This window comes from Streptomyces sp. TG1A-60 (assembly GCF_037201975.1).
Lineage (GTDB): Bacteria > Actinomycetota > Actinomycetes > Streptomycetales > Streptomycetaceae > Streptomyces.
In genome coordinates, this window is sequence record NZ_CP147520.1 from 7,342,983 (window position 1) to 7,368,864 (window position 25,882).

At 74.3% G+C, this 25,882-nt stretch carries 22 protein-coding genes, 3 pseudogenes and 1 riboswitch; of the genes and pseudogenes, 7 read left to right on the forward strand and 18 right to left on the reverse strand.

Annotation, left to right across the window (positions count from 1 at the left end; genetic code table 11):
* Positions 1–10: 10 nt before the first annotated feature.
* Complete coding sequence (cobG, locus tag WBG99_RS32240) at positions 11–1,303, reverse strand: precorrin-3B synthase (protein WP_338899726.1); 1,293 nt, start codon at positions 1,301–1,303, stop codon at positions 11–13.
* A gap of 114 nt (positions 1,304–1,417) precedes the next feature.
* Positions 1,418–1,496: riboswitch (cobalamin riboswitch) on the forward strand.
* Between the two features lie 89 nt (positions 1,497–1,585).
* Between cobG and cobN the strand changes: the two genes are divergently transcribed.
* Positions 1,586–5,179, forward strand: coding sequence for a cobaltochelatase subunit CobN (cobN, locus tag WBG99_RS32245; RefSeq protein WP_338899727.1), 3,594 nt, complete (start codon positions 1,586–1,588; stop codon positions 5,177–5,179).
* 88 nt (positions 5,180–5,267) lie between these two features.
* Here the strand turns inward: cobN and WBG99_RS32250 are convergent, their stop codons facing one another.
* From WBG99_RS32250 to WBG99_RS32265, 4 genes and pseudogenes are all read right to left on the reverse strand, one after another.
* Entirely contained in the window at positions 5,268–5,435 is a 168-nt protein-coding gene (locus WBG99_RS32250) for a hypothetical protein (protein ID WP_338899728.1), read from the reverse strand.
* A 61-nt stretch (positions 5,436–5,496) separates the two neighbouring features.
* Positions 5,497–6,072 (reverse strand): hypothetical protein, encoded by a 576-nt coding sequence (locus tag WBG99_RS32255; protein ID WP_338899729.1) that lies wholly within the window; start codon positions 6,070–6,072, stop codon positions 5,497–5,499.
* A gap of 139 nt (positions 6,073–6,211) precedes the next feature.
* Positions 6,212–6,496 carry a DUF6343 family protein gene (locus WBG99_RS32260; protein ID WP_338899730.1) on the reverse strand — a complete coding sequence of 95 codons (285 nt, stop codon included), beginning with the start codon at positions 6,494–6,496 and terminating at the stop codon, positions 6,212–6,214.
* A 411-nt stretch (positions 6,497–6,907) separates the two neighbouring features.
* Positions 6,908–7,048, reverse strand: a pseudogene (locus WBG99_RS32265) (glycosyltransferase family 9 protein); the annotation flags it as partial.
* 723 nt (positions 7,049–7,771) lie between these two features.
* On the opposite strand from WBG99_RS32265, the gene WBG99_RS32270 reads away from it, so the two are divergent.
* Entirely contained in the window at positions 7,772–9,145 is a 1,374-nt protein-coding gene (locus WBG99_RS32270; protein WP_338899731.1) for an MFS transporter, read from the forward strand.
* A 194-nt stretch (positions 9,146–9,339) separates the two neighbouring features.
* On the opposite strand, the gene WBG99_RS32275 is transcribed toward WBG99_RS32270, so the two are convergent.
* The 10 genes and pseudogenes from WBG99_RS32275 to WBG99_RS32320 all read right to left on the reverse strand — a co-directional run bounded on the left by WBG99_RS32275 (position 9,340) and on the right by WBG99_RS32320 (position 20,522).
* Complete coding sequence (locus WBG99_RS32275; RefSeq protein WP_338899732.1) at positions 9,340–10,353, reverse strand: glycosyltransferase family 9 protein; 1,014 nt, start codon at positions 10,351–10,353, stop codon at positions 9,340–9,342.
* An 84-nt stretch (positions 10,354–10,437) separates the two neighbouring features.
* The gene (rfaE2, locus tag WBG99_RS32280) at positions 10,438–11,946 is read right to left on the reverse strand and encodes a D-glycero-beta-D-manno-heptose 1-phosphate adenylyltransferase (protein ID WP_338899733.1); all 1,509 of its coding nucleotides are present in this window, start codon (positions 11,944–11,946) and stop codon (positions 10,438–10,440) included.
* The gene (locus WBG99_RS32285) at positions 11,943–12,602 is read right to left on the reverse strand and encodes an SIS domain-containing protein (RefSeq protein ID WP_338899734.1); all 660 of its coding nucleotides are present in this window, start codon (positions 12,600–12,602) and stop codon (positions 11,943–11,945) included. Before WBG99_RS32285 ends, rfaE2 begins: the two co-directional genes overlap by 4 nt.
* A gap of 107 nt (positions 12,603–12,709) precedes the next feature.
* Entirely contained in the window at positions 12,710–13,978 is a 1,269-nt protein-coding gene (locus WBG99_RS32290) for a glycosyltransferase (RefSeq protein WP_338899735.1), read from the reverse strand.
* The gene (locus WBG99_RS32295; protein WP_338899736.1) at positions 13,975–14,940 is read right to left on the reverse strand and encodes a glycosyltransferase; all 966 of its coding nucleotides are present in this window, start codon (positions 14,938–14,940) and stop codon (positions 13,975–13,977) included. The genes WBG99_RS32290 and WBG99_RS32295 overlap by 4 nt, the downstream gene beginning before the upstream one ends.
* Complete coding sequence (locus WBG99_RS32300) at positions 14,937–16,049, reverse strand: glycosyltransferase family 9 protein (RefSeq protein ID WP_338899737.1); 1,113 nt, start codon at positions 16,047–16,049, stop codon at positions 14,937–14,939. Before WBG99_RS32300 ends, WBG99_RS32295 begins: the two co-directional genes overlap by 4 nt.
* Positions 16,046–16,570: an HAD family hydrolase gene (locus WBG99_RS32305; RefSeq protein ID WP_338900557.1), complete on the reverse strand. Its 525-nt coding sequence runs from the start codon at positions 16,568–16,570 to the stop codon at positions 16,046–16,048. Before WBG99_RS32305 ends, WBG99_RS32300 begins: the two co-directional genes overlap by 4 nt.
* Positions 16,571–16,760: 190 nt before the next feature.
* Positions 16,761–17,785 (reverse strand): annotated as a pseudogene (locus WBG99_RS32310) (glycosyltransferase); the annotation flags it as partial.
* Positions 17,782–19,446, reverse strand: a complete 1,665-nt coding sequence (locus tag WBG99_RS32315) for a carbamoyltransferase C-terminal domain-containing protein (RefSeq protein ID WP_338899738.1) — start codon at positions 19,444–19,446, stop codon at positions 17,782–17,784. The pseudogene WBG99_RS32310 and the gene WBG99_RS32315, both read right to left, overlap by 4 nt.
* A 92-nt stretch (positions 19,447–19,538) precedes the next feature.
* Positions 19,539–20,522 carry an NAD-dependent epimerase/dehydratase family protein gene (locus WBG99_RS32320; protein ID WP_338899739.1) on the reverse strand — a complete coding sequence of 328 codons (984 nt, stop codon included), beginning with the start codon at positions 20,520–20,522 and terminating at the stop codon, positions 19,539–19,541.
* 702 nt (positions 20,523–21,224) lie between these two features.
* Here WBG99_RS32320 and WBG99_RS32325 point away from each other — a divergent pair.
* Entirely contained in the window at positions 21,225–21,788 is a 564-nt protein-coding gene (locus WBG99_RS32325) for a hemerythrin domain-containing protein (RefSeq protein WP_338899740.1), read from the forward strand.
* An 88-nt stretch (positions 21,789–21,876) separates the two neighbouring features.
* On the opposite strand, the gene WBG99_RS32330 is transcribed toward WBG99_RS32325, so the two are convergent.
* A complete protein-coding gene (locus tag WBG99_RS32330; RefSeq protein ID WP_338899741.1) occupies positions 21,877–22,047 on the reverse strand; it encodes a hypothetical protein in 171 nt (56 codons plus the stop codon).
* A gap of 112 nt (positions 22,048–22,159) precedes the next feature.
* Here WBG99_RS32330 and WBG99_RS32335 point away from each other — a divergent pair, with 112 nt between their 5' ends.
* On the forward strand, positions 22,160–22,369 hold the full coding sequence (locus tag WBG99_RS32335; protein ID WP_338899742.1) for a hypothetical protein: 210 nt from the start codon (positions 22,160–22,162) through the stop codon (positions 22,367–22,369).
* A 320-nt stretch (positions 22,370–22,689) separates the two neighbouring features.
* Here WBG99_RS32335 and WBG99_RS32340 read toward each other — a convergent pair whose 3' ends face one another.
* Both WBG99_RS32340 and WBG99_RS32345 read right to left on the reverse strand, forming a co-directional pair.
* Complete coding sequence (locus WBG99_RS32340; protein ID WP_338900558.1) at positions 22,690–23,349, reverse strand: GAF and ANTAR domain-containing protein; 660 nt, start codon at positions 23,347–23,349, stop codon at positions 22,690–22,692.
* A 212-nt stretch (positions 23,350–23,561) separates the two neighbouring features.
* A pseudogene (locus WBG99_RS32345) lies at positions 23,562–23,729 on the reverse strand (hypothetical protein); the annotation flags it as partial.
* 272 nt (positions 23,730–24,001) lie between these two features.
* Between WBG99_RS32345 and WBG99_RS32350 the strand changes: the two are divergent.
* From WBG99_RS32350 to WBG99_RS32360, 3 genes are all read left to right on the forward strand, one after another.
* Complete coding sequence (locus WBG99_RS32350; RefSeq protein WP_338899743.1) at positions 24,002–25,162, forward strand: aromatic acid exporter family protein; 1,161 nt, start codon at positions 24,002–24,004, stop codon at positions 25,160–25,162.
* Positions 25,163–25,271: 109 nt separating this feature from the next.
* Positions 25,272–25,478: a hypothetical protein gene (locus tag WBG99_RS32355; RefSeq protein ID WP_338899744.1), complete on the forward strand. Its 207-nt coding sequence runs from the start codon at positions 25,272–25,274 to the stop codon at positions 25,476–25,478.
* A gap of 104 nt (positions 25,479–25,582) precedes the next feature.
* Entirely contained in the window at positions 25,583–25,834 is a 252-nt protein-coding gene (locus WBG99_RS32360) for a transposase (protein WP_338900559.1), read from the forward strand.
* The last annotated feature ends 48 nt before the right edge of the window (positions 25,835–25,882 follow it).

Sequence of the window (25,882 nt, forward strand, 5' to 3'; positions counted from 1 at the left end):
TGATGGCTTGTCAGGTGATCGCCGCCAGGGCGGTGGCGAGTCGGGACGGGTCGGCCGGGGGCGCGGTGCGCGGGTCCTGGCCGGGTGCGGTGCGGGAGAGCTGATAGCCGCCGTCCGGGACGGCGACCACGTCGATCCGTTCGCCCCGGGGGTGGCCGCAGCGGCGCTCGCAGCCTGACCAGTACACGGGGAGGCCGGCGCGCCCGGCCGCCGCGAGGTTCTCGGTCGCGTCCGCCCGCACGTCCGCCAGGGACTTCGCGCATCCGGGCCGCCCGACGCAGGCGCCGACGCGCAGCCAGGGGGAGTCCGGGACGGTGACGAGACCGGCCGCCGAGAGCCGGGCCAGCGTTTCGGACGCCTGTTCCTCGCTCATGCCGGGCGTGGGGACGACGACGCCGCGCCAGGGGGTCAGTCGCAGTTCACGGCAGGGGGTCCCGGAGGCGAGGTGTGTCAGTTCCCGCCACTGGGGGGTGGTGAGGCGGCCGAACGGGGCGTGTACGGAGAGGGCGTCGCCGACGGCTCCGGGAGGCGGGCCCTCGGCGTCGGCCGTCCCGACCCGCGGTCGGCTCGTGGCGTCGATGCCGTCGGCCGCCAGCCGACGGCGGACCAGGGGGAGCAGCTGTTCCTGGAAGGGGAGTTCGGTCACACGCCAGACCCGGGCCCCGCTCTCCCGCGCGGCCTCCAGGAACGTCTCGGCGGCTGCCAGCGCGGCGCGCGGCGCGTCTCCGGCGGGCACCGACAGGGCCTTCTCGGCGGTGCCGATGGCCAGCAGCGCGCCACCGTCCCCGGCTGCCCGGAGGGTCACATCGGCGCCGAGCGCGGCCACATCACCGCGCCCGTCGTCGAGCGCGAACAGGAACCGGCCCGACAGCGCCCGCGCCGCCTCGCTCCCGCACAGCGCCGCGTCTAGGCCCGACAGCCAGGGCCGTACGTCGCCCAGGCCCCGCCCGTCGAGGCCGGACAGCGGCGAGGCGACGATGTTGCGCACCCGCTCGTGTCCGGGGGAAGGGAGCAGCCCGGCCGTGTCCAGCGAGTCGGCCAACTCGGCCCCGCAGTCGCCGGCCAGCCCCCGTACCTGCACATTGCCGCGCGAGGTCAGATGAAGCTCACCGTCGCCGAGCCGCCGCGCCACCTCCGAGAGCGTCTCGGCCTGGCGGACGGTCAGCACCCCACCGGGGACCCGGACACGGGCCAGGGCCCCGTCGTCCGCCGTGTGCAGCCGCAGCGTCCCCGGGCAGGCGTCGCCACGGTCCCGTGAGACCGCTGTGGCCTGGGGCGATGGACGAAGGGGAGGCGTGGGCATGGCGGCGAGCATACCCACCCTCACCACGGACGTATGCCCCGCCCTTTTGAGGCGACCCTTACTATGCTCCTCGGGTGGATCATCCGGTCCGCCCTCGCCACGACGGCGACAGGGGAGGAAGTCCGGTGTGAGTCCGGCGCGGTCCCGCCACTGTGAGCCCGACCCCACCTGGGGACGGGCGAGCCAGGAACTCCCTTCCCCGAGTCTCGGCCCGGCCGAGCAGGGGAGACTCCGATCCGACACCGCCCGGGGCGCGGACCCCGAGGAAGGCCCAGCCGCCACATGATCCTGCTCCTGTCGACGTCCGACACCGACCTGCTCAGCGCCCGAGCGGCAGCCGGCCCGGTCCCGTACCGCTTCGCCAACCCCTCGCGCCTCGACCTCGACGACCTCCCCGCCCTCCTCGACGGCGCCGACCTGGTCGTCGTACGCCTCCTCGGCGGCATCCGCGCCTGGCAGGACGGCCTCGACCTGCTGCTCGCGGACGGCCGCCCGGTCGTCGTCCTCACCGGCGAACAGGCCCCCGACGCTCAGCTGATGGCCGCCTCCACGGTCCCGGTCGGCATCGCCGCCGAGGCCCACGCCTACCTCGCCCACGGCGGCCCCGCCAACCTGGAGCAGCTCGCCCGCTTCCTCTCCGACACGGTCCTGCTCACCGGCCACGGCTTCGAGGCCCCCTCGCCCGCCCCCGCCTGGGGTCCGCTGGAGCGCACCCCGCGCGACGGCGTCGACGGCCCGACCGTCGCCGTGCTCTACTACCGCGCCCACCACATGAGCGGCAACACGGCGTTCGTGGACGCCCTGTGCGAGGCCGTCGAGGACGCCGGCGCACGGGCGCTGCCCCTGTACGTGGCGTCCCTGCGCACCCCCGAGCCCGAGCTGATCGAGGAACTCCGCGCCGCCGACGCCATCGTCACCACCGTCCTCGCGGCCGGCGGCACCAAGCCCGCCGCGGCGTCCGCCGGCGGCGACGACGAGTCCTGGGACGCGGGCGCCCTCGCCGCCCTGGACGTGCCGATCCTCCAGGCCCTGTGCCTGACCGGCTCGCGCGCCGCCTGGGAGGAGAACGACGAGGGCGTCTCCCCGCTGGACGCGGCCAGCCAGATCGCCGTCCCCGAGTTCGACGGCCGCCTGATCACTGTCCCGTTCTCCTTCAAGGAGATCGACGCCGACGGCCTCCCGGCCTACGTCGCCGACCCCGAGCGCGCCGCCCGCGTGGCCGGAACCGCCGTACGTCACGCCCGGCTTCGCCACATCGCCAACGCCGACAAGCGTCTCGCGCTCGTCCTCTCCGCCTACCCGACCAAGCACTCCCGTATCGGCAACGCGGTGGGCCTGGACACCCCCGCCAGCGCGGTCGCCCTGCTGCGCCGACTGTGCGACGAGGGCTACGACTTCGGTGGCGCCGACGTCCCCGGCCTGGCTTCCGGCGACGGTGACGAGCTGATCCGCGCGCTGATCGAGGCGGGCGGCCACGACCAGGACTGGCTCACCGAGGAGCAGCTGGCCCGCAACCCGGTCCGTATCCCGGCGGCCGACTACCGCCGCTGGTACGCCACCCTCCCCGCGGAACTCCGCAGTGCCGTCGAGGAGCACTGGGGCCCGGCACCGGGCGAGATGTTCGTGGACCGCAGCCGCGACCCGGAGGGCGACATCGTCCTCGCGGCCCTCCGCTTCGGCAACCTGCTGATCCTCATCCAGCCCCCGCGCGGCTTCGGCGAGAACCCGATCGCGATCTACCACGACCCGGACCTCCCGCCCTCCCACCACTACCTGGCCGCCTACCGCTGGATCGCCGCCCGCGCCGAGGACGGCGGCTTCGGCGCCGACGCGATGATCCACCTCGGCAAGCACGGCAATTTGGAGTGGCTGCCGGGCAAGAACGCGGGCCTGTCCGCCGCCTGCGGCCCCGACGCCGCCCTCGGAGACCTCCCCCTGGTCTACCCGTTCCTGGTCAACGACCCGGGCGAGGGCACCCAGGCCAAGCGCCGCGTCCACGCCACCCTCGTCGACCACCTCGTCCCGCCGATGGCCCGCGCCGACTCCTACGGTGACATCGCGCGCCTGGAGCAACTCCTCGACGAGTACGCCCAGATCTCCTCCATGGACCCCGCCAAGCTCCCGGCGATCCGCGCCCAGATCTGGACCCTCATCCAGGCCGCCAAGCTGGACCACGACCTCGGCCTGAACGACCGCCCGGAGGACGACGGCTTCGACGACTTCCTCCTGCATGTCGACGGCTGGCTCTGCGAGGTCAAGGACGCCCAGATCCGCGACGGCCTGCACGTCCTCGGCAATCCGCCCACCGGCGCCGACCACGTCAACCTCGTCCTCGCCGTCCTCCGCGCCCGCCAGATCTGGGGCGGCACCACCGCCCTGCCCGGCCTGCGCGAGGCGCTCGGCCTCGACGAGTCCGCCGCGACCCGTACGACCGCCGACGCCGCCGAGGAGAAGGCCCGGGTGCTGGTCCAGGCGATGGAGGACGCGGACTGGGACCTGGCCGCCGTCCCCACCGAGCACGGCGAACAGGTCGCCGCCATCCTGGAGTTCGCCGCCCGCGAGGTCGTCCCGCGCCTCGCGGCCACGACCGCCGAGCTCGACCACACCGTCCACGCCCTGAACGGCGGCTTCGTCCCGCCGGGCCCCTCCGGCTCCCCGCTGCGCGGCCTCGTGAACGTCCTGCCGACCGGCCGCAACTTCTACTCCGTCGATCCCAAGGCCGTCCCCTCCCGCCTCGCCTGGGAGACGGGCCAGGCGCTCGCGGACTCCCTGCTGGAACGCTACCGCGCCGACAACGGCGAATGGCCCAGCTCCGTCGGCCTCTCCCTGTGGGGCACGAGCGCCATGCGCACGGCCGGGGACGACGTCGCGGAGGCCCTGGCCCTGCTCGGCGTCCGCCCCGTCTGGGACGACGCCTCCCGCCGGGTGACCGGCCTGGAGCCCATCCCGTACGAGGAGTTGGGCCGCCCCCGCGTCGATGTCACCCTGCGCATCTCGGGCTTCTTCCGCGACGCGTTCCCGCACACGATCGGGCTGCTCGACGACGCCGTACGCCTGGCCGCGTCGCTGGACGAACCGGCCGAGGCCAACCACGTCCGCGCCCACGTCCAGGCGGACCTGGCCGCCCACGGCGACGAACGCCGCGCCACCACCCGCATCTTCGGCTCCCGGCCCGGCACGTACGGCGCCGGCCTGCTCCAGCTCATCGACTCCCGCGACTGGCGCACCGACGCCGACCTCGCCGAGGTCTACACGGTATGGGGCGGCTACGCCTACGGCCGCGAACTCGACGGCCGCCCGGCCCGCGACGAGATGGAGACGGCGTACAAGCGGATCGAGGTCGCCGCGAAGAACACCGACACCCGCGAGCACGACATCGCCGACTCCGACGACTACTTCCAGTACCACGGCGGCATGGTCGCCACGGTGCGCGCCCTGCGCGGCACGGCCCCCGAGGCGTACATCGGCGACTCCACCCGCCCGGAGACGGTCCGCACCCGCACCCTCGTGGAGGAGACGTCCAGGGTTTTCCGCGCCCGCGTGGTGAACCCCAAGTGGATCGAGGCGATGCGCCGCCACGGCTACAAGGGTGCCTTCGAACTCGCCGCCACCGTCGACTACCTGTTCGGCTACGACGCCACCACCGGCGTCATCGCCGACTGGATGTACGACAAGCTCACCGAGACCTACGTCCTGGACGAGACCAACCGCGAGTTCCTCCAGCAGGCCAACCCCTGGGCCCTGCACGGCATCGCGGAGCGGCTGCTGGAGGCGGAGTCGCGGGGCATGTGGGAGAAGCCCGGCCCGGCGGTGCTGGAGGGGCTGCGCCAGGTGTACCTGGAGGCGGAGGGCGACCTCGAAGGCGGCGACGCCTGACAAGTCTGCCGCGGAACCTCTGACACACGTGCAGGGGTGCGGGGCGACGTCCGACCGGACGTCGCCCCGCGCCCTCCGGCCACCACGGTCAGCCGGACCCTCCGCCCTTGCGCGCGATCGGCTCCATGAACTGCGGGCCGACGTTCGTGCGGAAGGACATGGTCCGCTGCTCCGCCGACATGATCGTCAGCGCGTGAGGCCTCGACACCTCGGTCAGGCGCTCCACGATCGCGTCGGCCTCGCGGCGCTCGATCATCTCGTAGAGGTTGGCGTACCGGTACAGACGGTCGAAGTCCCCTGGGACGGTGTCCGCCCACTCATCCTCGTGCTCCCGAACTCGTTCGGTCCGGTGTCCGGAAGGTGGTCGGGACCTGTCGCAGGTGCAGTTCCTCCAAGGTCCGCAGCTGTCCGTCGGCACGTCGGGCGAGGTCGTCGAGCAGGTGTGGGTCGAGACCTTCCTCGCTGTCGCAGAGCCGTCGCAGGGTCTGCCAGACTGCCCGCTTGCCCGACACTCCCACCCGCAGCACCTCCAGTTCGATCAAGGTGCTGAGCGGGGAGCGGCGCACCAGCCTGCCGTTTCCCTTCAACCGGCCCGCCTTCTCGGTCGCCCAGCCCGCCCAGACCTTGTAGCGGCGAGTCTGCACGTTCAGCTGTTCCATCAGCTCCGTCAGACTGCGCCGATCCTGGGCGATCTCCGCGGCGAGCTCCTCCACGGCCGGAGCGAACGCCGTACCACGGCAGGACCGCGCCAGATGACGGACACGGTCGACACCCGCGGTGGCGCCGGCCAGGTGGTCGTTGAGGTAGATGCCGAGCAGGTTCGCGTCCATGCCCGGGGCAGTCCCCTTGCCGAAGTGGGGCCGGGAGGTGCCGGAGTGCGTTCGGTGACTCATCGCGACTCCTTCAGGGTCTGGGTGCCGCCGGCGGACCCGGTCCGGCCCGCCCGTGCGGATCGTTACGGCGGAGGAGACCTCCGCCCACGGTCTTCCGCGCGGCCGTGAGCCGGTTCACGGCCGGCCACGCGCGCGCATGTCATTCACGCCGGAGACGTCGGGCCACGACCACCAGGTCCACAACCGCCGTCAGGGCCAGCGCCCCGCAGACGACGGCGAGGACGGTCAGGGCACCGCTCCCGGGCGTGTCGGCCGATCCGGAGTTCGCGGCCCAGACGGCGAAGAGCACGGTCGCGGCGGCGAAGAAGGGCAGGAAGACACCGGCGAGGATCAGCCGCAGGCGGAGCGCGCTGAGAGCCGTACGCGGTTCCGACCCAGTTCTCCGGGTCCTCCGGGCCCTCCGGGTTCCGCGGGTGGTCCGCACCGGAACCGCGGCACCGGCTCGAGCGCCACCTGGGCGCCGGCCGTCGGCGCTGTGCGACCGCTCGGAACGTTTGCCGTCCATGGGACGCCCTCCCGGGTCGTGGCGGGTCAGGACCGCCTCCGGACCCGGGGACCTTCCCCAAGCCCCCGGTCCTCCTCGCGCTCCTCCTCCTGCTGCGTCCGCGCCTCGTTCCAACGCCTCCCGCAGGGTGCGGCCCGTGGCACCCGAGTGGGCACGCTCTCCGTCGCCCTCGGGCTTCCCGGGCTCCATGACGTCGCAGGTGGTCTTCGTCTTCGGCCGGTTCCCCTCGGGGGCGGCCGTAGCGGGACCCCTTCGTGATCGTGTCGGTCATGTCCCGCTGCGAGTACCCGGCGATCCGCGAGGAAACCCGTGCGACGGGGGCAACGAGTGGGGGAGCAGACGGGTCGCCGGGGCGCCCTCGGTGCGGCACGGCATCGTCACGGGCGCGGCCCTCGTCGCGACGGCCCGCACGGCCGGACCGGCCAGGAGGACGCTGTCGAAACCGTCCGGCCACACGACCAGGGCCTTCATGACGCCCCCGTTTCCCGGGCGTCCATCACCGGGACACGAGAGCGGGAGGTCCGGGTGAAGTGGGCGACGGTCCGCTCCAGGCCTTCCTGCCACGACACCCTCGGCAGGCGGGTCGCGTCGCATTGGTGAACCTGATGGGCGTCGTGTGCACCACCCTCCTGGCGCGACTTCTCACAGGGCTTCCTGGCGGCGGCCGGACGGGTGCCCCGGGTGGATCTCCCCCACACCCGGCCGTCGGGTACGTCCCCGGCGACAGGCGGCGGGGACGGAGCGGTCGGCCGCGCGGGTGGGCGGCGGTGTTGCGGGCGTCACGCCCGGCGGGGGTGCCGCCTCGGTGCGGCGAGCGCTGTGAGCAAGCCCACCTGGTCGGGCAAGTTTGTGTGGCACAAAGTGAATTGACCGGTAGGCCGGCCGCGGTCGCGGCCGTCTCGGAGGGGCGCGCCCGCCCCGTCTGCCACGATGGGCGTCGCCGTGCCCGAGAGGGGCGGCCCCACGCCACAGCTGTCGTGGGACGCCGGCCCGGTGGCACCGCCTCCGGACGATCCGGCGGAGCCGCCGCGCAGCGAGCCGGCGTTCCGACACCCCGCCGATGTGCTCTCGCCTGCCTCTGCCCCTGCCCGAGTCCACGGACCCGTCTCCGAGTAGCTCACTGTGACTTCTTCGCCCCCGGGCCGTGCGCCCGCGCCCGTACCCGCCCCCGGGCTCCCGCGCGTCGCCGTGCCTGTGGACGCTTCGCGCTCGCCCTGGCGGTCCCTGAAGTACCCCAGCATGCGCTGGTGGTCCCTCGCGAACTTCCTGTCCAACGCGGGGACCTGGATGCAGCTCACGGTGCAGAACCTTCTGGTCCTGCAGATCACCGGCTCCGCCGCCGCGACCGGGCTGTCCATCTCCGTCCAGGCCGCTCCCGCGCTGCTCGTGAGCCTCGCGGGCGGCGCGGCCGTGGACCGCTGGCCTCGGAAGGTGACGGCCGCCGTCAGCCAGGCACTGCTCGGCGCCGTGGCGTTCGTGACCGCCGTCCTCGTCACGCTGGACCGGCTCGACCTGACCGTGCTGATGGTGCTGGCCGCCGTCACCGGGCTCGTCGCGACGGTCGACGGTCCCGCCTGTGCGCTCCTCGGCAACGACCTCGTCCGCAGGGAGGACGTGCCGTCCGCCATCGGTGTCGGCTCGCTGGTGCACAGCGCGGGACGGCTCGCCGGGACCGCGCTCGCCGGCGTGACCGTCACCCTCCTCGGCACGGCCGCCGCGTACACCGCCAACGGACTGTCGTTCCTGTTCGTCGCCGCGGTCATCCCGTTCCTCCGTCCGGCGCGGGAGGTGTCACAGGATGCCGGGACCGCCAAGGCCGGTGTGACCGACCAGGACGGGGCGAAGCAGAAGCAGAAGGCAGACGGCTCGGACATGACGGTGCGTCAGGGGTTGGCCTTCTTCGCGCGCCGGCCCCGGCTGGTCGCGCTGGCCGGGATCACCGGGATCAGCTCGGTGTTCGGGCGGAACTACGGGCTCACTCTGGCCGTGCTCGTCACCGGACCCCTCGCGGGCGGCGCCGGGGCGTTCGGCACGGTCTCGACCGTGCTCGCCGTGGGCGGCATCCTCGGCGCGGTCCTCGGTGCCCGGCTGCGCAGCCCGTCGGTACGCCTCGTCGGTCTGCTGGCGGCCGGGGGAGCGCTGCTCCAGGCGGTGGCCGGGCTCTCCCCGTCGCTGGCCGTGCTGTTGGTCCTCGTCCTGCCGATGGCCGTGCTGGAGTCCGTCTCCGACACCGCGCGCACCACCGTCCTGCAGACCGATCCGCCCGCCCACCTCCGGGGCCGGGTGCTCGGCGTCTGGGGCAGCATCGGCACGGTCTGGGGTCTCGGCGGACCCCCGGTGCTCGGTCTCCTGATGGAGCTGGCCGGGGCGCGCGGCGCCCTCGTGGCCGGCGGCCTCGTCATCGCGGGCGCGATCGGAACGGGTTTCGCCCTTCTGCGCCGGCGCCGGGCCACCACGCCGGTGGTCCTGGAGGCTGAGGGGCACGGGGGGCGGGACCTCGACTCCGACTCGGGAGTCGTCGCGGGGCACGCTGCGACGCAGAGACCGGGCCTGAGCACCGCCGCCTGAGCCCGCCGCCCCGGGCGCCTGCGGCACACCGACGCCGACAACGCCCCGGACCCGCGCCGTGCCTCACCGGCGGTGTGAGGGACGGTCGGGTTTGGGTGGGTGGTCGGGCCGGGTGTGTTGAGGGGCCGGACGCGGTGGGCCGGGTCCGTTGCGCGGATGGTGGGCCGGGGCGCTGTTCGGTGGGCTGTGTGTGCTCATCGGAAGGCCTTCGGGGCGAGGGCCCCGTCGTTGTCCGGGCAGGGCCGGGCCGGGGCGTGCGCCAGCAGGTCGACGACCTCGTCGACGACCTCGTCGACGGTGATCCGCAGCAGGCGTTGGTCGGGCCGAGTGCCGTGCGCGTCGCCGGGGCGGGCCGAGTCGTCGCCGGCCGGGTGCCACAGCACGCGGTGCCGGGGACGGGCGGGCGGCCCCCACAGCCGGGGCGCGACCGGGCCGAACAGGACGACCGACGGCGTGCCCAGCGCGGTGGCCAGATGGGCCGGTCCGGTGTCGCCCACGACCACGCAGCGGGCCCCGCCGACGAGCGCCGCCAGCCGGTCGAACGGCAGGTCGCCGTCCGCACCGCCCAGCACGGTGTCCACCGGCAGCCCCGCCGCCGCGGCCACGGACCGGGCGGCCTCCTTCTCCCCGGCACCCGCGGTCAGCACCACGTCCAGCCCGCGCCGCCGCAGTTCCCGGGCCACGGCCGCGAACCGTTCCCCGGGCCAGCGGCGTGCCCCGGCGTCGGCACCGGGATGGACGACGACCGCGCCGGGGGCCGGGGACGGAGTCGGCGGCGGCGGTATGCCCAGAGACTCGGGGTCCGCTGCGATGCCGTACCAGCCGAGCAGGCGGCACCAGCGTTCCCGCTCGTGCTCGTCGTCCCGCCACACCGGACCGGGGACACCGGGCGTCCCCGGGTGCGCGTACGCGAAGAGCCGCCGTGGGTTCAGCCGCTGGAGCAGCAGATGGCTCGGCGGGCCGTTGCCGTGCAGATCCACCGCGAGGTCGGGCGGGGATCCGGTCCAGTCCAGCTCCGCCGGCATCGCGCGCCCGGCGGCGGACGTCGGCAGCAGCCGGTCCACCAGGCTGGTCGCCGCCGTCGCCGCCGCCAGCCGTGCGGGCGCGGCGAGCACCGTCTCGTGGCCGGGCAGATGCCGTCGCAGGGCCCGCAACGCGGGTACGGCGGTGAGCAGGTCGCCGAGCCCGAGCGCGCGGAGCACGAGCACCCGAGGACGTCCCCGCGCGCTCTCCCCCGCAGTGCACCGACTTTCATGAGTGTGCCCACCTCCGGCAGTCGTGGCGGATCACGGTCACCGGCCCCCGGCCTTGGCCGGGCCGAACGGTACGGCGGCCCGCGCGGCCCGCCGGGCCAGCAGGGTGGTCGAACGGCCAACGAGGTACGGCAGGACGACCGCCTGGCCGCCCCACGCGCGCAGCACCTCCGCCTCGGGGAGATCCCGGACGGCGTAGTCGCCGCCCTTGACCCAGACGTCGGGCCGCAGCCGCCGCAGCAGCGCCTGAGGCGTGTCCTCCTCGAAGACCACGACCGCGTCGACGCTGCCGAGGGCCGCCAGCACCCGGGCACGGTCGGCCTGCGGGGTGAGCGGCCGGCCAGGGCCCTTGCGGCGGGCGAGGGACGCGTCCGAGTTGAGGCACACGATCAGGCAGTCGCCGATGCGCCGGGCGCTCTCCAGCAGGCCCACATGGCCGGCGTGCAGCAGGTCGAAGCAGCCGCCGGTGGCCACCACCGTGCCGCCGCCCGCCCGCACCCGCTCCGCCAGCGCGAACGCGTCGCCACCCGGCTCGTCCGCCGGCCGGGCCGCGTGCTCCGCGCACCACAGCGCCGGGTTGCCCGCACCGCCCGCCGAGACGAACGCGGCGGCCTCGGCGACCGCCCGCTGGACGGCCTCCTCCGGGAGCGCGCCGTCCGCGAGCGCCGCGACCGTCGCCGCCGCGAAGCGGTCACCCGCACCGCACGGGTCACCCACGGCCCGGTAGGGCGCCGGGACCAGCATCGGCGTGCCACCGCCGGACCTGGTCAGCAGCGCGCCCCGCTCACCCAGCGTCACCGCCACCCCCGCGGCCCGCCAGCGGTCGGCCAGCTCGGCTCCCCGCTCGGCGTACGCGCGCAGCGAGGCGTCCTCGCCGCGGCGCAGCGCCCGCGCCGCCTCCTGCGTCACCGGCGCTCCCGCCGTGTGCCGGCGCTCGGCCCGCGCGACATCCGCCGCCCCCGATGTCCGCCCGCCGGGGCACAGGACACGCGTCTCGGCCGCGTTCGGCGTGACGAGCCGCGCCCCGGGCACGGGAGCGCCTCCCTTGGGGTGCGGGTCCCACACCAGTGGCGTCCTGGGGGCGACGGCCGCCAGGCGGTCCCGTACGGCGTCCGCCGTGCCCCGGCCGTAGTCGGCGACGAGGACCGCGGCAGCCCCGTCCAGCGCCTCCCGCACGGCCGCGTCCGGCGTGCCGGGTGTCCCGCCGCCCCGGTCCATCCGGACGACGGGGCGCCCGCCCGCCATGACCCGGGTCTTCACGGGCAGGGTGCCGTCCAGGGGCAGTTCGACGAGCTGGACCCGCCCGCGCAGTTCACGGCGCACGGCATCGCCGGCAGCGTCGTCCCCCAGCGCGGTCACCAGCAGCACGCCACGGCCGTCCCCGGCAGCCAGCGCGGCGGCGAGTCCGGCTCCCCCCGGGCGGCGACGGCTGCCGGTGACGTCGACGACGGGCGCGGGCGCGTCCGGGGACAGCCGGGTGGCGGTGCCCTCGATGTCCTCGTCGAGCAGGGTGTCCCCGACGACCACGAGCGGCCGGGGCCCGGTCACGACGCCCTTCCCCGGACCGGCACCGGGTGACGGGCCCCGGCGCCCACGGCGAACCCCAGCGGCGGCTCGGCGAGGGCGGCGTCGAAGCACTCGCACAGCAGGTGCACGGCGACCAGATGTGCTTCCTGGACGGTCGCCGTGTTGCCGGCGTCGATGGCCAGCGTCTCGTCGGCGGCGTCGGCCAGCGGATTGGGCGAGGGCCCGGTCATCGCCCAGACCCGCAGGCCGGCCCGGCGCCCCGTGACGGCCGCGGTGAGCAGGTTGGCGCTGCGGCCGGACGTGGACAGCAGCACAAGCAGGTCGCCGGGGCGGCCGTGGGCGGAGACCTGCCGGGCGAAGACGTGGTCGAAGCCGTAGTCGTTGCCGATGGCCGTCACACTGGAGGTCTCGGCGTGCAGGGCGATCGCCGAGTACGCCGGCCGTTCCTGCCGGTAGCGGCCTACCAGTTCGGCGGTCAGGTGCTGGGCCTGGGCGGCGCTGCCGCCGTTGCCCGCCGCCAGCAGCCTGCCGCCGGTCGCGAGGACGTCGGCGAGCAGGCCGCCCCACCGCGCGATCCGGTCGAGGCCGTCGCGGCGGAGTCGGCCGAGCGTCTGTTCCAGCGACCGGCAGTGCAGGTGCGCGGCGTCCAGTACGGGGGATACGGGGGATTCAGTCATGGTGATCGGGAGTGCCGCGTCACGGGGACGGCGGCGTGACCCGCACCTCCTTCGGACCTCGGGGATCGGCGGTCTCGGTGCCGTGGTGGGCTCGGTTCCGGGGGCTGTCAAACCACGCCGGTCATGGCGGGCCGGGCGTCGACGACCTCCTCGTACGCCGCCTCCGTCGCCGCGGCGACACGGCCCCAGCAGTGGCGGCGCAGCACGCGACGGCGGCCGGTCTCCCCGCAGGCCGCGCGAGCCGCGGGGTCGGCGAGGAGTTCACCCACGGCACGCGCGAGCGCCTCGGGGTCGCGCGGCGGTACCAGCCGCCCGGTGCCCGGGTCGGCGACGGTGTCGAGCTGCCCGCCCACCGCGCTGGCCACCACCGGCCGGCCGCAGGCCATCGCCTCCAGCGGGACGATGCCGAACGGCTCGTAGTCCGCGGGGCACACCACCACGTCGGCGCCGCGCAGCAGCGGAGGCACCTCCTGGCCGGCCACTCCGCCCGTGAAGCGGACCCGGTCCGCCACCCCGGCCTCGTCGGCGAGGGCGCGCAGCCTGCGGACCTCCGGGTCGTCGTCGAGCCGGTTCTCCGGGGGACCGCCGGCCACCACGAGTTCGGTGTCGGGGAGCAGGGCGAGGGCGGTGACGGCGACGGCCGCGCCCTTGCGCGGAACCAGCCGCCCGAGCTGCAGGATCCGGTGAGGGAGGGGGCCGTGCTCCATGACGGGCCCGCGCGGGGTGAACAGGTCGGTGTCCACCCCGCAGGGCACGATCGTGACCCGGCTCGCCGGCACGCCCATCCGGGCGAGTTCGTCGACCTCGTCGCGGCAGGTGGCGACGACCCGGTCGCAGCCGAGACCCACGTCCCGCTCCAACGCGATGCGACCGGGCGGGCTGGTGTCGGCGAGTCGCTGGTGCCGTCGCTTCACCGTGCCCAGCGCGTGGTACGTGTGCAGCAGCGGCAGCCCCAGCCCGCGCGCGGCACGCAGCGAGGCGACACCCGACATCCAGAAGTGCGAGTGCACCACGTCCGGCGGCTGTCTCCGCCACATATGGACCAGATGGCGTCCGAAGTCCCCCATGTACGGCAGCAGGTCGTCCTTCGGAACCCGCTCCGGAGGGCCGGCGGGCACATGGCACACCTCCACCCCGGCACGCATCCGAACCCGGTCCGGCAGGTCCGGCGAGTCGCGACGGGTGTACACGGTCACCTCGTGGCCGCGGTCCGCGAGGGTGCCGGCGAGCGCGGCGACGTGGACGTTCTGCCCGCCCGCGTCCACTCCGCCGAGGACGGCGAGCGGGCTCGCGTGTTCCGAGACAAGCGCGATCGACCTGGGGCGTGGGCCGGACGTGACACCGCCGAGCTGGAGGGGGGTGAGGATCGGGTTCATGAGCGCGCCTCCGTCATCACACACTCCCAGTCGTCCAGGAAGCGCTTGAGCCCGTAGCGTTCGAGGGCCGCCTGCCGGGCGCGCGCACCGTCGGCCGCCGCCGCTCCGGGGTCCTCCAGGTAGTTCCGTGCGGCCCTCGCCAGCACCTCGGGCCGGGTGGAGAGGGTGCCCGCGCCCGGCGGGACCGCCTCGACGGCCTCGGTGGCGGCGAGGGCCACGACCGGCATGCCCAGATGCATCGCCTCCAGCAGGGACAGGCCGAGGGACGTCCAGCGCACCGGGTGCACGTAGAGGCGACGCTCGGCCATGGCGGTGTGCAGTTCGCTCTGGGGCAGATCGGCGCCGCGACAACGGTCCTCCGGCAGGCCGAGCCGGGCGGCGAGGCCGTCGGTGCGCATGCCGAACACGTCCAGCGGCACCGCGTCGGCGAGGGCGGGCAGCAGGTCGGTGCCCGTGTGACGACCGCGCCGCAGCGGTTCGTTGACCACGACGGCCGCACGGGCGAGCCGGCCCGTGTACCGGTGCCCGGGATCGACGATGCCGTGCTCGATCACCTCGGTGCGGGTGGAGCCGCAGTCCCAGAACAGCCGGTTGAAGTGGGTGACGTGAACGAGCGTCAGGTCGTCGCGGTCGACGAACGGGTGCCGGGTGCTCGGGACGTCGCCGTCCGGGGCGTTGTGCTCCAGGTACACGGCGGGCACGTCCCGTCCGGGACGGCGCCCGCCCAGCCATCGCTCGGCGAGCTCCGGTTCGTGCGGCCGTTGCAGGATCACCAGGTCCACCGGTGTCTCCCGCAGCTCCTCGGGCGTCACCTCACGCACCGAGGCCGGCCAGGAGAACGTACGGGCCCGGCCGAGGCCGTCCGGGCCGCGGTCCGGTGTCACGGGAACCAGGTAGGTGTGGGGGCCCTGCACGAAGGCCGTGGTCCAGGAGCCGTGCACGTGCCACAGCAGGATGTTCATACGGTCGCTCCTCGTTGCGTCGCGCGGTCTCCACCCGGCCCGGGGGGCGGGCTCGCGGCGGCACCCCGCGGGGCGGTACGGCGGCGGGGAGGGCCGCCCAGTGCCGTGACGGCCGCGAGGACCTGCCCGTCGCCGACCCCGTCGAGGCAGGGGTGCCCTGCCAAGGGGCAGCGCCGGGCCCGGCTCCCGGCACAGGCGACGTCCTGGTCGCCGAGCAGGACGTGCGGTACGCCGTACGGGCCCCAGCGCTCGGCCGGCACCACCGGTGCGAACAGACAGACGACGGGGGTGCCCACCGCGGCGGCGAGATGCGTCGGCCCGGTGTTGCCGGCCACCACCACGCGAGCCCCGGCCAGGAGCCCCGCCAGCTGTCGCAGATCGGTGGCCCCGCCCAGGTCCAGCGCGTGCCCGCCCGACACGTGGGAGGTGAGGTCCCGCTCGCCCCGGCCCCCGGTCACCACCACCCGGTGACCCGCGGCGGACAGGGCGGCAGCGGCCCGTGCCGCGCGGGCCGGGCTCCACGCGCGCGCCGGCACCGCCGCGCCAGGGTGGAGCACCACGTAGGGCTCGGCCCCGGTCAGGTGTGTGGTGTCCGGCGGCGGCTCCACCCGCAGTGTCCCGTCGTCGCCGGAAGGCAGCGAGAAGCCCGCGTCGCGTGCCAGGTCCAGCGCGGCCAGGACCTCGTGACGGTGCGGCAGGCGGTGGTGGCGCAGGTCGAGCAGGACGCCCGGGTAGTCCTCGCTGTCCGCGGCGGTCCAGCCGACCCCGGCCAGCTTTAGCAGCAGTGCCACCGGCAGCGGGCTCTGGTGGTACGACACGAGGACCAGTGCGCGGTCGAAGCGCCGGGCCGACAGCTCCCGGAGCAGCCGGTCCGTCACCTCCCGTGACACCGCCGGGGGTTTCAGCCCCACCCAGGGGGCGTCGTACTCGATCACCTCGTCCACGCCCGGCAGCAGGTGCCCGGCCGCGACCCCCTGAGAGCCGCACAGCAGCGCGGTGTGGGAGGACCCGGCGGCCACCGCGCGGACGGCGGGACCTGCCAGCAGCACGTCACCGGCGCTGTCCAGCCGCACGACGAGGGTGCGGGGCAGGGGAGCGTAGGTGTTCATCGCCGGCCTCCCGAGGCCACGGCTCGCGCGGGGCCGGCACCGAGTTCCGGGCCGAGCAGCAGCCGCACCGCGCCCAGCAGGTCGTCGGCGACACGGTCGGCGGCGGCGATCTCCGCACGCCGGGTCACGGGTGTCGGTACCAGCACCCCGCGCGCGCCCGCGGCACGGGCGGCGGCCAGGTCGGCGCCGATGTCCCCGATGACGGCGGTGCGCCGGGCCCGCACGCCGAGCCGGTCGCAGGCGGCGAGCACGAGACCGGGTGCGGGCTTGCGGCAGGGGCACTCGTCGTCCGGCCCGTGCGGGCACACCGCCCACACGTCGAACTGGCCGAGCAACTCCTCCACCCGCTGCCGTACGGCGGCGACCTGCCGGTACGTCAGCAGGCCCCGGGCGACACCCGACTGGTTGCTCACGACGCCGACCGGGACGCCCCGCGCGCGCACGGCCGCGACGGCCTCCCGCGCCGAGGGCATGGGCTCGACCCGCTCGGGGTCACCGTTGTAGGGGACGTCGGCCACCAGGGTGCCGTCCCGGTCGAAGAGGACGGCCCCCGGGAGGGCGGTCCCGGCCGCTTCCGCCGTCGGCGGCCGGTGACCGGTGGGGCCGAACAGCCAGGGCGCGAAACCGTGCCCCCACACCGCGATCATGACCGCGCGCCTTCCTCATGGGCCGCCCGCACCGTGGACGCGGGCGGGCGGAACGGGGCCGTCCCCGGTGCGTGAGCTGACCGCGCAGCCGGTGCCAGGCGGCGGCGGGCGGAATGAGCACGCTGGTCAGCACCATGGTGACGATCTCGTCCCGGGTGCGGGGGCCCGGCGTGATCCGCGCCAGGGCGAACTCCGCGGTGCCCGCCAGCCAGCCGGCGGCACAGGCCGCGGCGGCGCGCGGCCGTCCCCGGACGGCGCAGCTCAGGGAGGCCGCCGCGAGCGCGGTCACCGCCAGGTGGCCGGGCAGGCGCCCCCGTGGCGCTCCGGCCCGTTCCCACCAGTCACGGCCGTGCCGCCGCGCCATCAGCACGTCGTCGGCGTTGCCCGCCTGGAGCCGTACGGAGGTCCAGCGGCCCGCCGGGCGCACCGGGTGCCGCGTACGGCGATTCCCGGAGGTCAGCGTCCAGCCGGCGCCCAGGACGCGCAGCGCGAGGTCGGCGTCCTCCCGGAAGGCCCGCCGGAACCGCTCGTCGAAGCCGCCGACCCACTCCAGCGCCTCCCTCCGGTACGCCATGTCGGCGGTGATCCACCGGGCCGTGGCCAGCCCCGCCGTGTTGCGCTCCCAGTCCGTGGGCCGTCGCCCCGCCGGAAGCGGTACCTCGATCCGGGCGGTGACCCCGGCGCTCTCGGGCGGCGCGGCGGCCAGGTCCAGCGCGAGGTCGTCCGCCCAGGACGGGCCGGGCACCACGTCGTCGTCCAGGAAGACGATCCAGGGCACGCGGCCGGCCGCCCGCCAACCGGTGTTGCGCGCGGCGGCCGGCCCTTCGGCGCGTCCCTTCACCAGGGTCGTGACGTCCCGCAGGGACGGGGGATCTCGGAGTCGAGTGGCACGCCGTCCGGCTCGGGACGGTCGTCGACGACGACGACCCGGACCGGAGCCGGTCCCTCGGCCAGGGCCAGCGCGCGCAGACACACCCGCAGACTCGGGCGCCCCAGCGTCGGGATCGCCACGGCGTACGCGCCGCTCCCGTCACCGGAGCCGGTCCGGTCCGCGAGGTGTCCGGACCGCTGCCGGGTGAAGTCCTTCATCGGGCCGCTCCCTCGTCGCCGCTGCCGAAGAGGCCTTGCCGCCGCACCGCGTACGGGCCGATCGCCAGCAGGTCGACGGAGGAGGAGCCGAAGCACTCCAGCGCGTCCCGGGGATCGTCGACCATGGGCCGGCCCGCGGTGTTCAGACTGGTGTTGACCACCACGGGCAGTCCGGTCAGCTCCTCGAAGGCGCTGAGCACGCGGGCCACCAGCGGCTCCCGCGCGGCGTCCACGGTCTGGATGCGGGCCGTCCCGTCGACGTGCACGACGGCGGGGATCCGCTCACGCCACTCGGGAGCCACGTCGTGCACGAACAGCATGTACGGGCTCGGCAGCGGGCCGTCGAAGATCTGCCCGGCCCGGTCGGCGAGGACCATCGGCGCCACCGGCCGGAACTGCTCGCGGCCCTTGACGTCGTTGAGCCGCTCCAGGTTGCCCGCGTGCCCGGGGTGGGCGAGCAGGGAGCGGTGTCCGAGTGCCCTCGGCCCGTACTCGGAGCGGCCCTGGAACCAGGCGACGATGTCGTTGTCCGCCAGCGACCGGGCCACCGTCGCGGCGATGTCCGCCGGCCGCTCGAAGGGCACTCCCGCCGTTTTCAGCCAGGCCCCGAGTTCGGCGTCCGACCAGTCCCGGCCCAGATCCGCGCCCGGCATGGGCTCGGGTTCCTCACCCCCGACCGCCGCGAGCAGCAGCGCGCCGCCCAGCGCGGTCCCGGCGTCCCCGGCGGCCGGCTGCACCCACACCCGGGAGAAGGGGCCCTCATCCGCGATCCGGGAGTTGGCGACACAGTTCAGGGCGACGCCTCCGGCGAGGGTCAGTGTGCTGTCGTGAGCCCTCCCGTGCAGCCAGCGCACGAGGTCCAGCAGGGTCTCCTCCAGGACGGCCTGGGCACTGGCCGCGACATCGGCGTGCTCCCGCGTCCACGGCTCGTCCGGGCCGCGCGGCGGGCACAGCTCGTGCCAGGGCACGTTCGTGGCACGGAACCCGCCGTCGCCGGTGGGCTGCACATGTCTGCGCAGTTCGGACAGCATGCGCGGGGTGCCGTGCGAGGCGAGGGCCATCACCTTGAACTCGTCGGAGGAGCGCAGGAACCCCAGATGTTCGGTCAACTCCTCGTACACCAGCCCGAGGGAATGGGGCAGGTCCTGCGCGTACAGGGGTTCCAGACGGTCGCCGACGCGCCGTGCGGCCAGGTGCGAGGCGCGTTCGCCGCGGCCGTCCAGCACCAGCACGGAGGAGTCCCCGGCATCCGGTGCGGCGAACGCGCCCGACGCGGCGTGGGCCATGTGGTGCGGTACGAATCGGACGATGCCGGGGTCCAGTCCGGGCAGGGCTGCCCGCAGGAACCCCGGGGCCTCCCGCGCGTACGTCTGCCGCAGGTGGTCCCACGGGTCGTCGAGGCCCATGTCCTGGGCCGGCCGGGCGAGTCGCGGGTCGTAGGAGTAGGTGACCGCGTCGAGGTCCTGGGGACGCAGGCCCGCCCGGGTCAGGCACCACGCGGCGGCCTTCTCCGGCATCTCCCAGGCGGCGAAGGGCACCGGTCGTTTCCCGTGTTTGCGCCGGGAGAACCGTTCCTCCTCGGCGGCGGCGACGGTGCGGCCGTCGATCAGGAGCGCGGCGGCGGGGTCGTGGAACAGCGCGTTGATTCCGAGAATGCGCATCAGGGGCAGAACCTTTCGCCGAGGGAGTGACGCCGGTGCCGGGCGCGCGAGGGCAGACGGGGCGGTCCGGCGCCGGGCCCGCGGGCCGGGGGTCAGCGCGGTGGGGGCGCCGCCGCGTTCTCCGCCTCGGCGCGGAACCAAGCGATCGTGCGGCGCAGCCCCTCCACGGGCGTGACCTGTGGTTCCCAACCGAGCTTGTCGTGGGCCAGGGTGATGTCCGGGCAGCGCAACGCCGGGTCGTCGGTGGGGCGTTCGACGAAGCGGATCTCGGAGTCGGACCCGGTGAGGGCGATGACCAGGCGAGCCAGGTCGAGCATGGTGATCTCGCCGGGATTGCCGATGTTCACGGGGCCGCGCATGCCGTGGGCAGCCGCCGCGAGCACACCGCGTACGGTGTCGTCGACGTAGCACAGCGAGCGGGTCTGCCGCCCGTCCCCGGTGACCGTGAGGGGCTCGCCGGCGAGCGCCTGCCGGACGAACGTCGGTACGGCGCGGCCGTCGTGCCCACGCATGCGCGGGCCGTAGGTGTTGAACAGGCGCACGATGCCGGTGTCGGTGCCCTTGGCGTCGGCGTGGGCGGTGGTCAGCGCCTCACCGAAGCGCTTGGCCTCGTCGTACACACTCCGTGGCCCGACGGGGTTCACATGGCCCCAGTAACGCTCGTCCTGCGGATTCTCCTGGGGGTCTCCGTACACCTCCGACGTGGAGGCGAGGACGAAGCGTGCTCCGGACGCGTGGGCGAGTTCCAGGGCGTGACGGGTGCCCAGGCTGCCGGTGTCCATCGTGTGCAGGGGCAGTCGCAGATAGTCGGCGGGGGACGCCGGGGACGCGAAGTGCAGGATCAGGTCGGGTGGCCGCTCGACCGGGATCCCCTCCGCGACGTCGGCCTCCAGCGCGGTGAATCCGGGACGGTCACGGAGCGTGGCGACATTGTCTAGACGGCCGGTACTGAGGTCGTCGACGCAGGTGACGTCCACCCCCGAGTCCAACAGGGCTGTGCACAGGTGTGAACCGACGAAACCGGCACCGCCGGTGACGACTGCGTGCTGCCAGTTCGGTGAGAAGACGGTGGTCATGACGATCTCCTCCGTACGCGGCGACGGCGTAGCGCCTCCTGGGAGCACGCCGGCATGACGGCGCGCCGCTGCAGGCGGCCTGCGGGGATCAGTGGTCCGGCGCGGAGTCCCGGGGGAACGGCCACCACGACGCTGTGGTGGGGGCTCCCGGGCGTGGTCGCCCCGCGCGGGACGGGCGAGGGATGCCGGGGAGGGATGGAGTACCCCGGCGTCGTTCCTCCGCGTCGGCGTCGGGCCGGTGGGCTGGATGCGCACCGTCGGCGGAGGACGCCCGAGAAACGAGTTTCACATCTACTGGTCCGGCTCGCGACCGGTGCGGGCCTGCGGCCCCCGGCCACATTGCCGACATCGTTGCGTGAGGGGCATGCGCACGAAGTTCCCCATAGATCGTGACTCATGCGGAGTCGTCCCCGGCGGTTGCGGTCGGCCGCGGTTCCGGTACACGGCCGGCTGCCGTGAGCGGCCGAGCCGCGAGGCTGGGCCGTTCGTGGGTACGCGCTGGCAGGCCCCGGAACGCCGGGCCGGGGCCTGCCCGAGAGGGAACGGCGCAGGTCATGGGAGCGGCGGCCTCGGTCGGCCGATCGGGCCGCCCGCTCCTCCGTGACGTCAATACCTCGGATGCGGAGGCGGAGGGGATTCACTGACCCCGCAGAGGACCCTGTCGGAACGGGCAGGGAAAGCGGCAGGAGAGGAGCGAAGGACATGGGACACGGCGGAGACGTCATCGCCGAACTGACCACGGACCACCAGGAAGTGGAGGAGATGTTCGGCGAGATCGAGGCACTGCCTTCCGGTGACCCGCAGCGCAAGCAGTACGCGGACAAGGTCACCATCGAGCTGGTGCGTCACTCGATCGCCGAGGAGGCGTATCTCTACCCGGCGGTCCGTGAGCACGTCCCGGACGGTGACACGGTCGCCGACCGGGAACTCGAGGACCACGCCGAGGCCGAGCGGACCATGAAGGAGCTGGAGCGGTGCGAGGCTGACGACCCCGAGTTCGACCGGCTGATCACGCAGCTGATGACGGAGATCAGAAGGCACATCCAGGACGAGGAGGACAACCTCTTCCCCCGGCTGCGCGAGTCCTGTTCGGCGGACGCACTGAACAGCCTGGGCGAGAAGGTGCGCACGGCCAAGAAGACGGCGCCGACCCGGCCCCACCCGGCGGCCCCGGACACCCCTCCGGCCAACAGGCTGCTCGCCCCCGGCATGGGCCTCGTCGACCGGATGCGCGACGCGCTGACCGGCCGTGGAAAGGACGACTGACCACCCGTACGGGGCAGGCGGGAAAAGGCCGGCGGGGACAGTTCAGCCTGTCCCCGCCGGCCTTTCTGGATTCGTCCGCCGCCGGGGGTCAGTCGTCACCCCTGACGATGTTCGAGTCCGCCTCGGTTTCCGCCGTACGGGGGCCGTGCCTTCCCGTGAGGGCGGGAAGGCACAGGCGCACACCCTTCCCGCGTCGATGCCGGGCCTTGGCCCAGCCGCTCTCGCGGACGACGAGCTTCTCGACGGTGTGCGTGCTCACGACGCCTCATCTTCTTTCCGATCCTGGGCCGGACAGCCCTTCGACGGGCTGCACAGCGCCGCTTCCTCATGTGCGCTCCACGGGTTCCCAGCGGCGAGGAGCCCAAACCGCGGTGACGCCGCGTCACTCCAGCAGCCTGAGCAGCGCCTCCTCGACGGCCGCGGCAACACGTCACCAGATCCAGCCGGGACAGTGCTCCGTCACCCCCGCCGAGGCCGGACTCACGGTGGTCTCCTCGCCGGCCCCGCTCGTCCAGGTCGAGATCCACCGCGCCGCGCCGGTCGGCGCTGGCCAGGCCGTCGAGGTCGAGGAAGAAGCCTGAGCACGTCCACGCGACAGCGAAGTGTTCCGCTCGCGGTTCATGCTCGCCTCCCGGCGCTGTGATGGTGTGGACCGGCCGCTCGGCCATCGCGGAGGTCCATGGTGCGGTCGGTGATCGCTCCGGCGACGTCGGCGTCGGGCGGCGGCGCGGTTCCTGCCGAGGCGCCCGAGCGGTGAGCGCGTCGTGCCTCGCAGGTGTGGGGAGGCGGGGCGGGGGGACTTGATGGGAAGGCCGGATACGGCGGCGTTCCCCTGGGGGCCGGTTCGGCCAGGCTTCTCTGGTTCTGACTGTGTGCCGGGGGAGCCGCCCGCCGGGGGTGGTCAGAGGCTGCCGTGTTCGCAGACGCGGCGGGCGATCTCGCGGAGTTTGATGTTGTTCTCCTGCGAGTAGCGGCGCAGTACGCCGAAGGCCTGGTCCTCGGTGAGGTGGTGGCTGCCCATGAGGATGCCCATGGCCTCCCCGATCACATGGCGGGTGGCGACGGCGTGTTCCATCTGGGCGTGGGTACGGGCGCTGGAGAAGGCCACCGCCGCGTGGGAGGCCAGCAGCCAGCCCGCCAACTCGCTGACCTCACCGAACGCACCCGGCTTGTAGGAGTAGAGATTCAGTGCGCCGAGTTCTTCGTCCTCGGTGAACAGCAGGAAGCCCATCATGCTGCCCACTCCGAGCTGGCGGGCCCGGGGGGCGTAGGCGGGCCAGCGGGGCGGTTCGTCGGTGAGGTCGGCGATGCGGAAGACCCGCTCGCCGTGTGAGCTGCGGGCGGCGTCGAAGCAGGGGCCCTCGCCCAGGTGTTCCTGCAGCCGGTCGCTGTCGGTGACCAGCGGGTGGGTGGGGGCGAGGGTCTCCACCCGGGTGCCGTGCAGCACGAGGATGCCGGCCGCGTCACAGCCCGCCACCAGTTCGGTGGCCGAGGAGGTGATCCGCTCCAGCGTGGTGTCCACCGAATCCCGCGCCAGCAGATCCCGCGCCAGCGACGCCATCTGCAACGCGAACCGCTCCCAGTCCACACCGACCTCCACATCCGCCTCCCGTCAGCCGAAGCCGCCCTCCCCAGCCTGACACGCGGACGCCACCAAAGCGCCGGGGCACCCGCCTGACCGCGTACGTGGCCGGATCCCTCTGCCAGGGGTGCGTGGCGAGGCGATGGCACGAGTTCCGCGCGCGACGGCCGACCGTGCCCCCCGGCCGCAGGTCATCGGGTGCCGACGCTGCAGCCGGTCACGGCGATGACCTCGCCGACCGTGTAGCCGGAGTCGGCGTCGGAGGCCAGATGGACGTAGGCCGGCGCGAGCTCTTCCGGCTGCGCCGCGCGGCACAGCGGTGCCTCGCTGCCGGTGCGCGCCAGACCGTCGCGCGGCATGGGCTGGTGGTCCGCCCGGTGGCGCGGCGCGGTGCGGGGCGGATGTCGGCCTAACGGGCCGGGGCTGCCGCTGCTTGTCCGAGTCACGGGGCGGTGAGGGCTCGCAGGTGGCCTGTGGTGCGGACTGCTCGTGCCGCGCCGTGTTCGCACGTACCGCGTGCCCGCCACGGCAGCGGTCACGCCATGATCTTCGACAGGTGATCGGGTTTCGTCCGCGGCGAAGTCGCGGTTCGGTGGGTGCCTCCCGTCCCTGCCGTGGCACTTGGTGTGTCATGGAATGGACTGGCAGGACGGTACGGGAGGTTCGGCGACGCGGCGCGGCAGCCGTACAGACGGTGCGGTTGGCGTGGGAGGGGCCGGGCCGTGAGCGGGACCTGATGGCACAGGCCGGCAAAGCGGCGCTGGCCGCCTGGTTGGCGTGGGCGGTGGCGGGCTGGTGGCTCGCGGCTCCGATGGCGTTCGTGGCGCCCTGGGCGGCGGTCGTCCTCGTGGAGTCGACGGTGTACCGGTCGCTCGCCCACGGCATGCAGCAGCTCGCGGCGATCGCGGTGGGTACGGTGGTGGCGACCGCGCTGGGGCTGGTGCTCGACGACTCGTTGGTCACGATGGCCCTCGTCCTGCCGACGGTGCTGCTGCTGGGGCAGTGGCAGCGCCTGGGAAGCCAGGGTGTCTACGCCGCCACCGGCGCGCTCTTCGTGCTGACCAGCAGTGGCCCGGTCACCGTCGCCGCGTCGGCCGCCCGCATCGCCGAGGCGGTCTTCGGCGCGGTGGTCGGCGTCGCGGTCAACGCGTTCGTCCGGCCTCCCGTGTACCTGCGCGACACCCGCTCCGCGTTGGAGGACGCCACCCGAGAGGCCCAGGACATCCTGGACTCGGTGGCCGACGGACTGGACACCGGCGAGTGGGACGAGCAGGAGGCCGGGGACTGGCACGAGCGCGCGCTGCGGCTGGGCCGTCTGGTCGAGCAGGCCCGGTCGGCGATCGGCTGGAGCCGGGAGAGCATGCGTGTCAACCCGCGGGGGCGCCGCACGCACGCCGTCGCCCCGCCCGGCGAGACGTACGCCGACGCGCTGGTCGTCCTCGACTACGTAGCCGTCCACACCGCGGGCGTGACCCGGACGGTGTGGGAGACCGTGGACCAGAGCGGCAGGGCGGCCCTGCCGAGCGCGGGGATCACCCGCTCCTACGCCACCTTCCTGCGCCACACCGCACGTGCCATCCGGCTGTACCACGGGACCCGGTTCGCCCCGAGCGGCCACGACGACTCCGCCGCGCGGGCGCTGCGCGAGGCGGTCGGAGAACTGCACCGCACGCTCGACGCGTTCCGCCGACAGCTGCCGGGCGTCGCGACGGACGACCCCGACGCGCTGGTGACCTACGGAACGCTGCTCGCCCAGGCCCACCGCCTCGCCGACCAACTGGTCCACGACTGACCGCGACAGGTCGTCTGCACGCAATACTCACGTTTCCTTCACGATTTGACCGTTGTGTCCGCCAGGGCGGGGGCTACCCGCAGGAAGGAGCTTCCCGAGAGGAGTCGTCATGGTCGTCGCCGCCCTCCTGCTGCCGCCGGGATTGATGTGCCTGCTACTGGTACTGGGACGCTATGAGGAGTGGTTGCTCAAGCAGCCCGCGCGTCACGCCCACCGCAAGCGCCACCTGGCCCTTGTTCCGCCGGTTCCGCCGACGGAGCCCCAGCCCGAGCGAGACGACCACGAGGGCGCGCGGCCGGTCGCCGACGCGGCCTGAGCGAGGGCCCGGACCCGGAGCGGACCAACAGCGTCCCGGAGCGCGCCGGGCCACGGCGGCGCGTACGGGCCCAACCGTGACCAGCGCCCGTACCGGGTACCTTCATCGCCTACAAGGCGAAGCGCTCCGGCGTCCCTGTGGTGTACATCAACCCGGCGTACACCAGCCAGGAATGCTCCCGGTGCCATCACACCGAACGAAGGAACCGGCCATCCCAGGCCGTCTCCACCTGCAGAGCCTGCGGCTTCGTTGAGCACGCGGATCTGAACCCGTCCCACAACATCGCAGCCCGAGGCTGGATGGCGTGGGTTCGCGGGGGTGAGTCACAGGCCCCTGCCCTCGCCCTCATCGCGTGAGAGCTGGACGCAGCCGAGACCCAACACCGCCAGTGACGACTCGAGCAG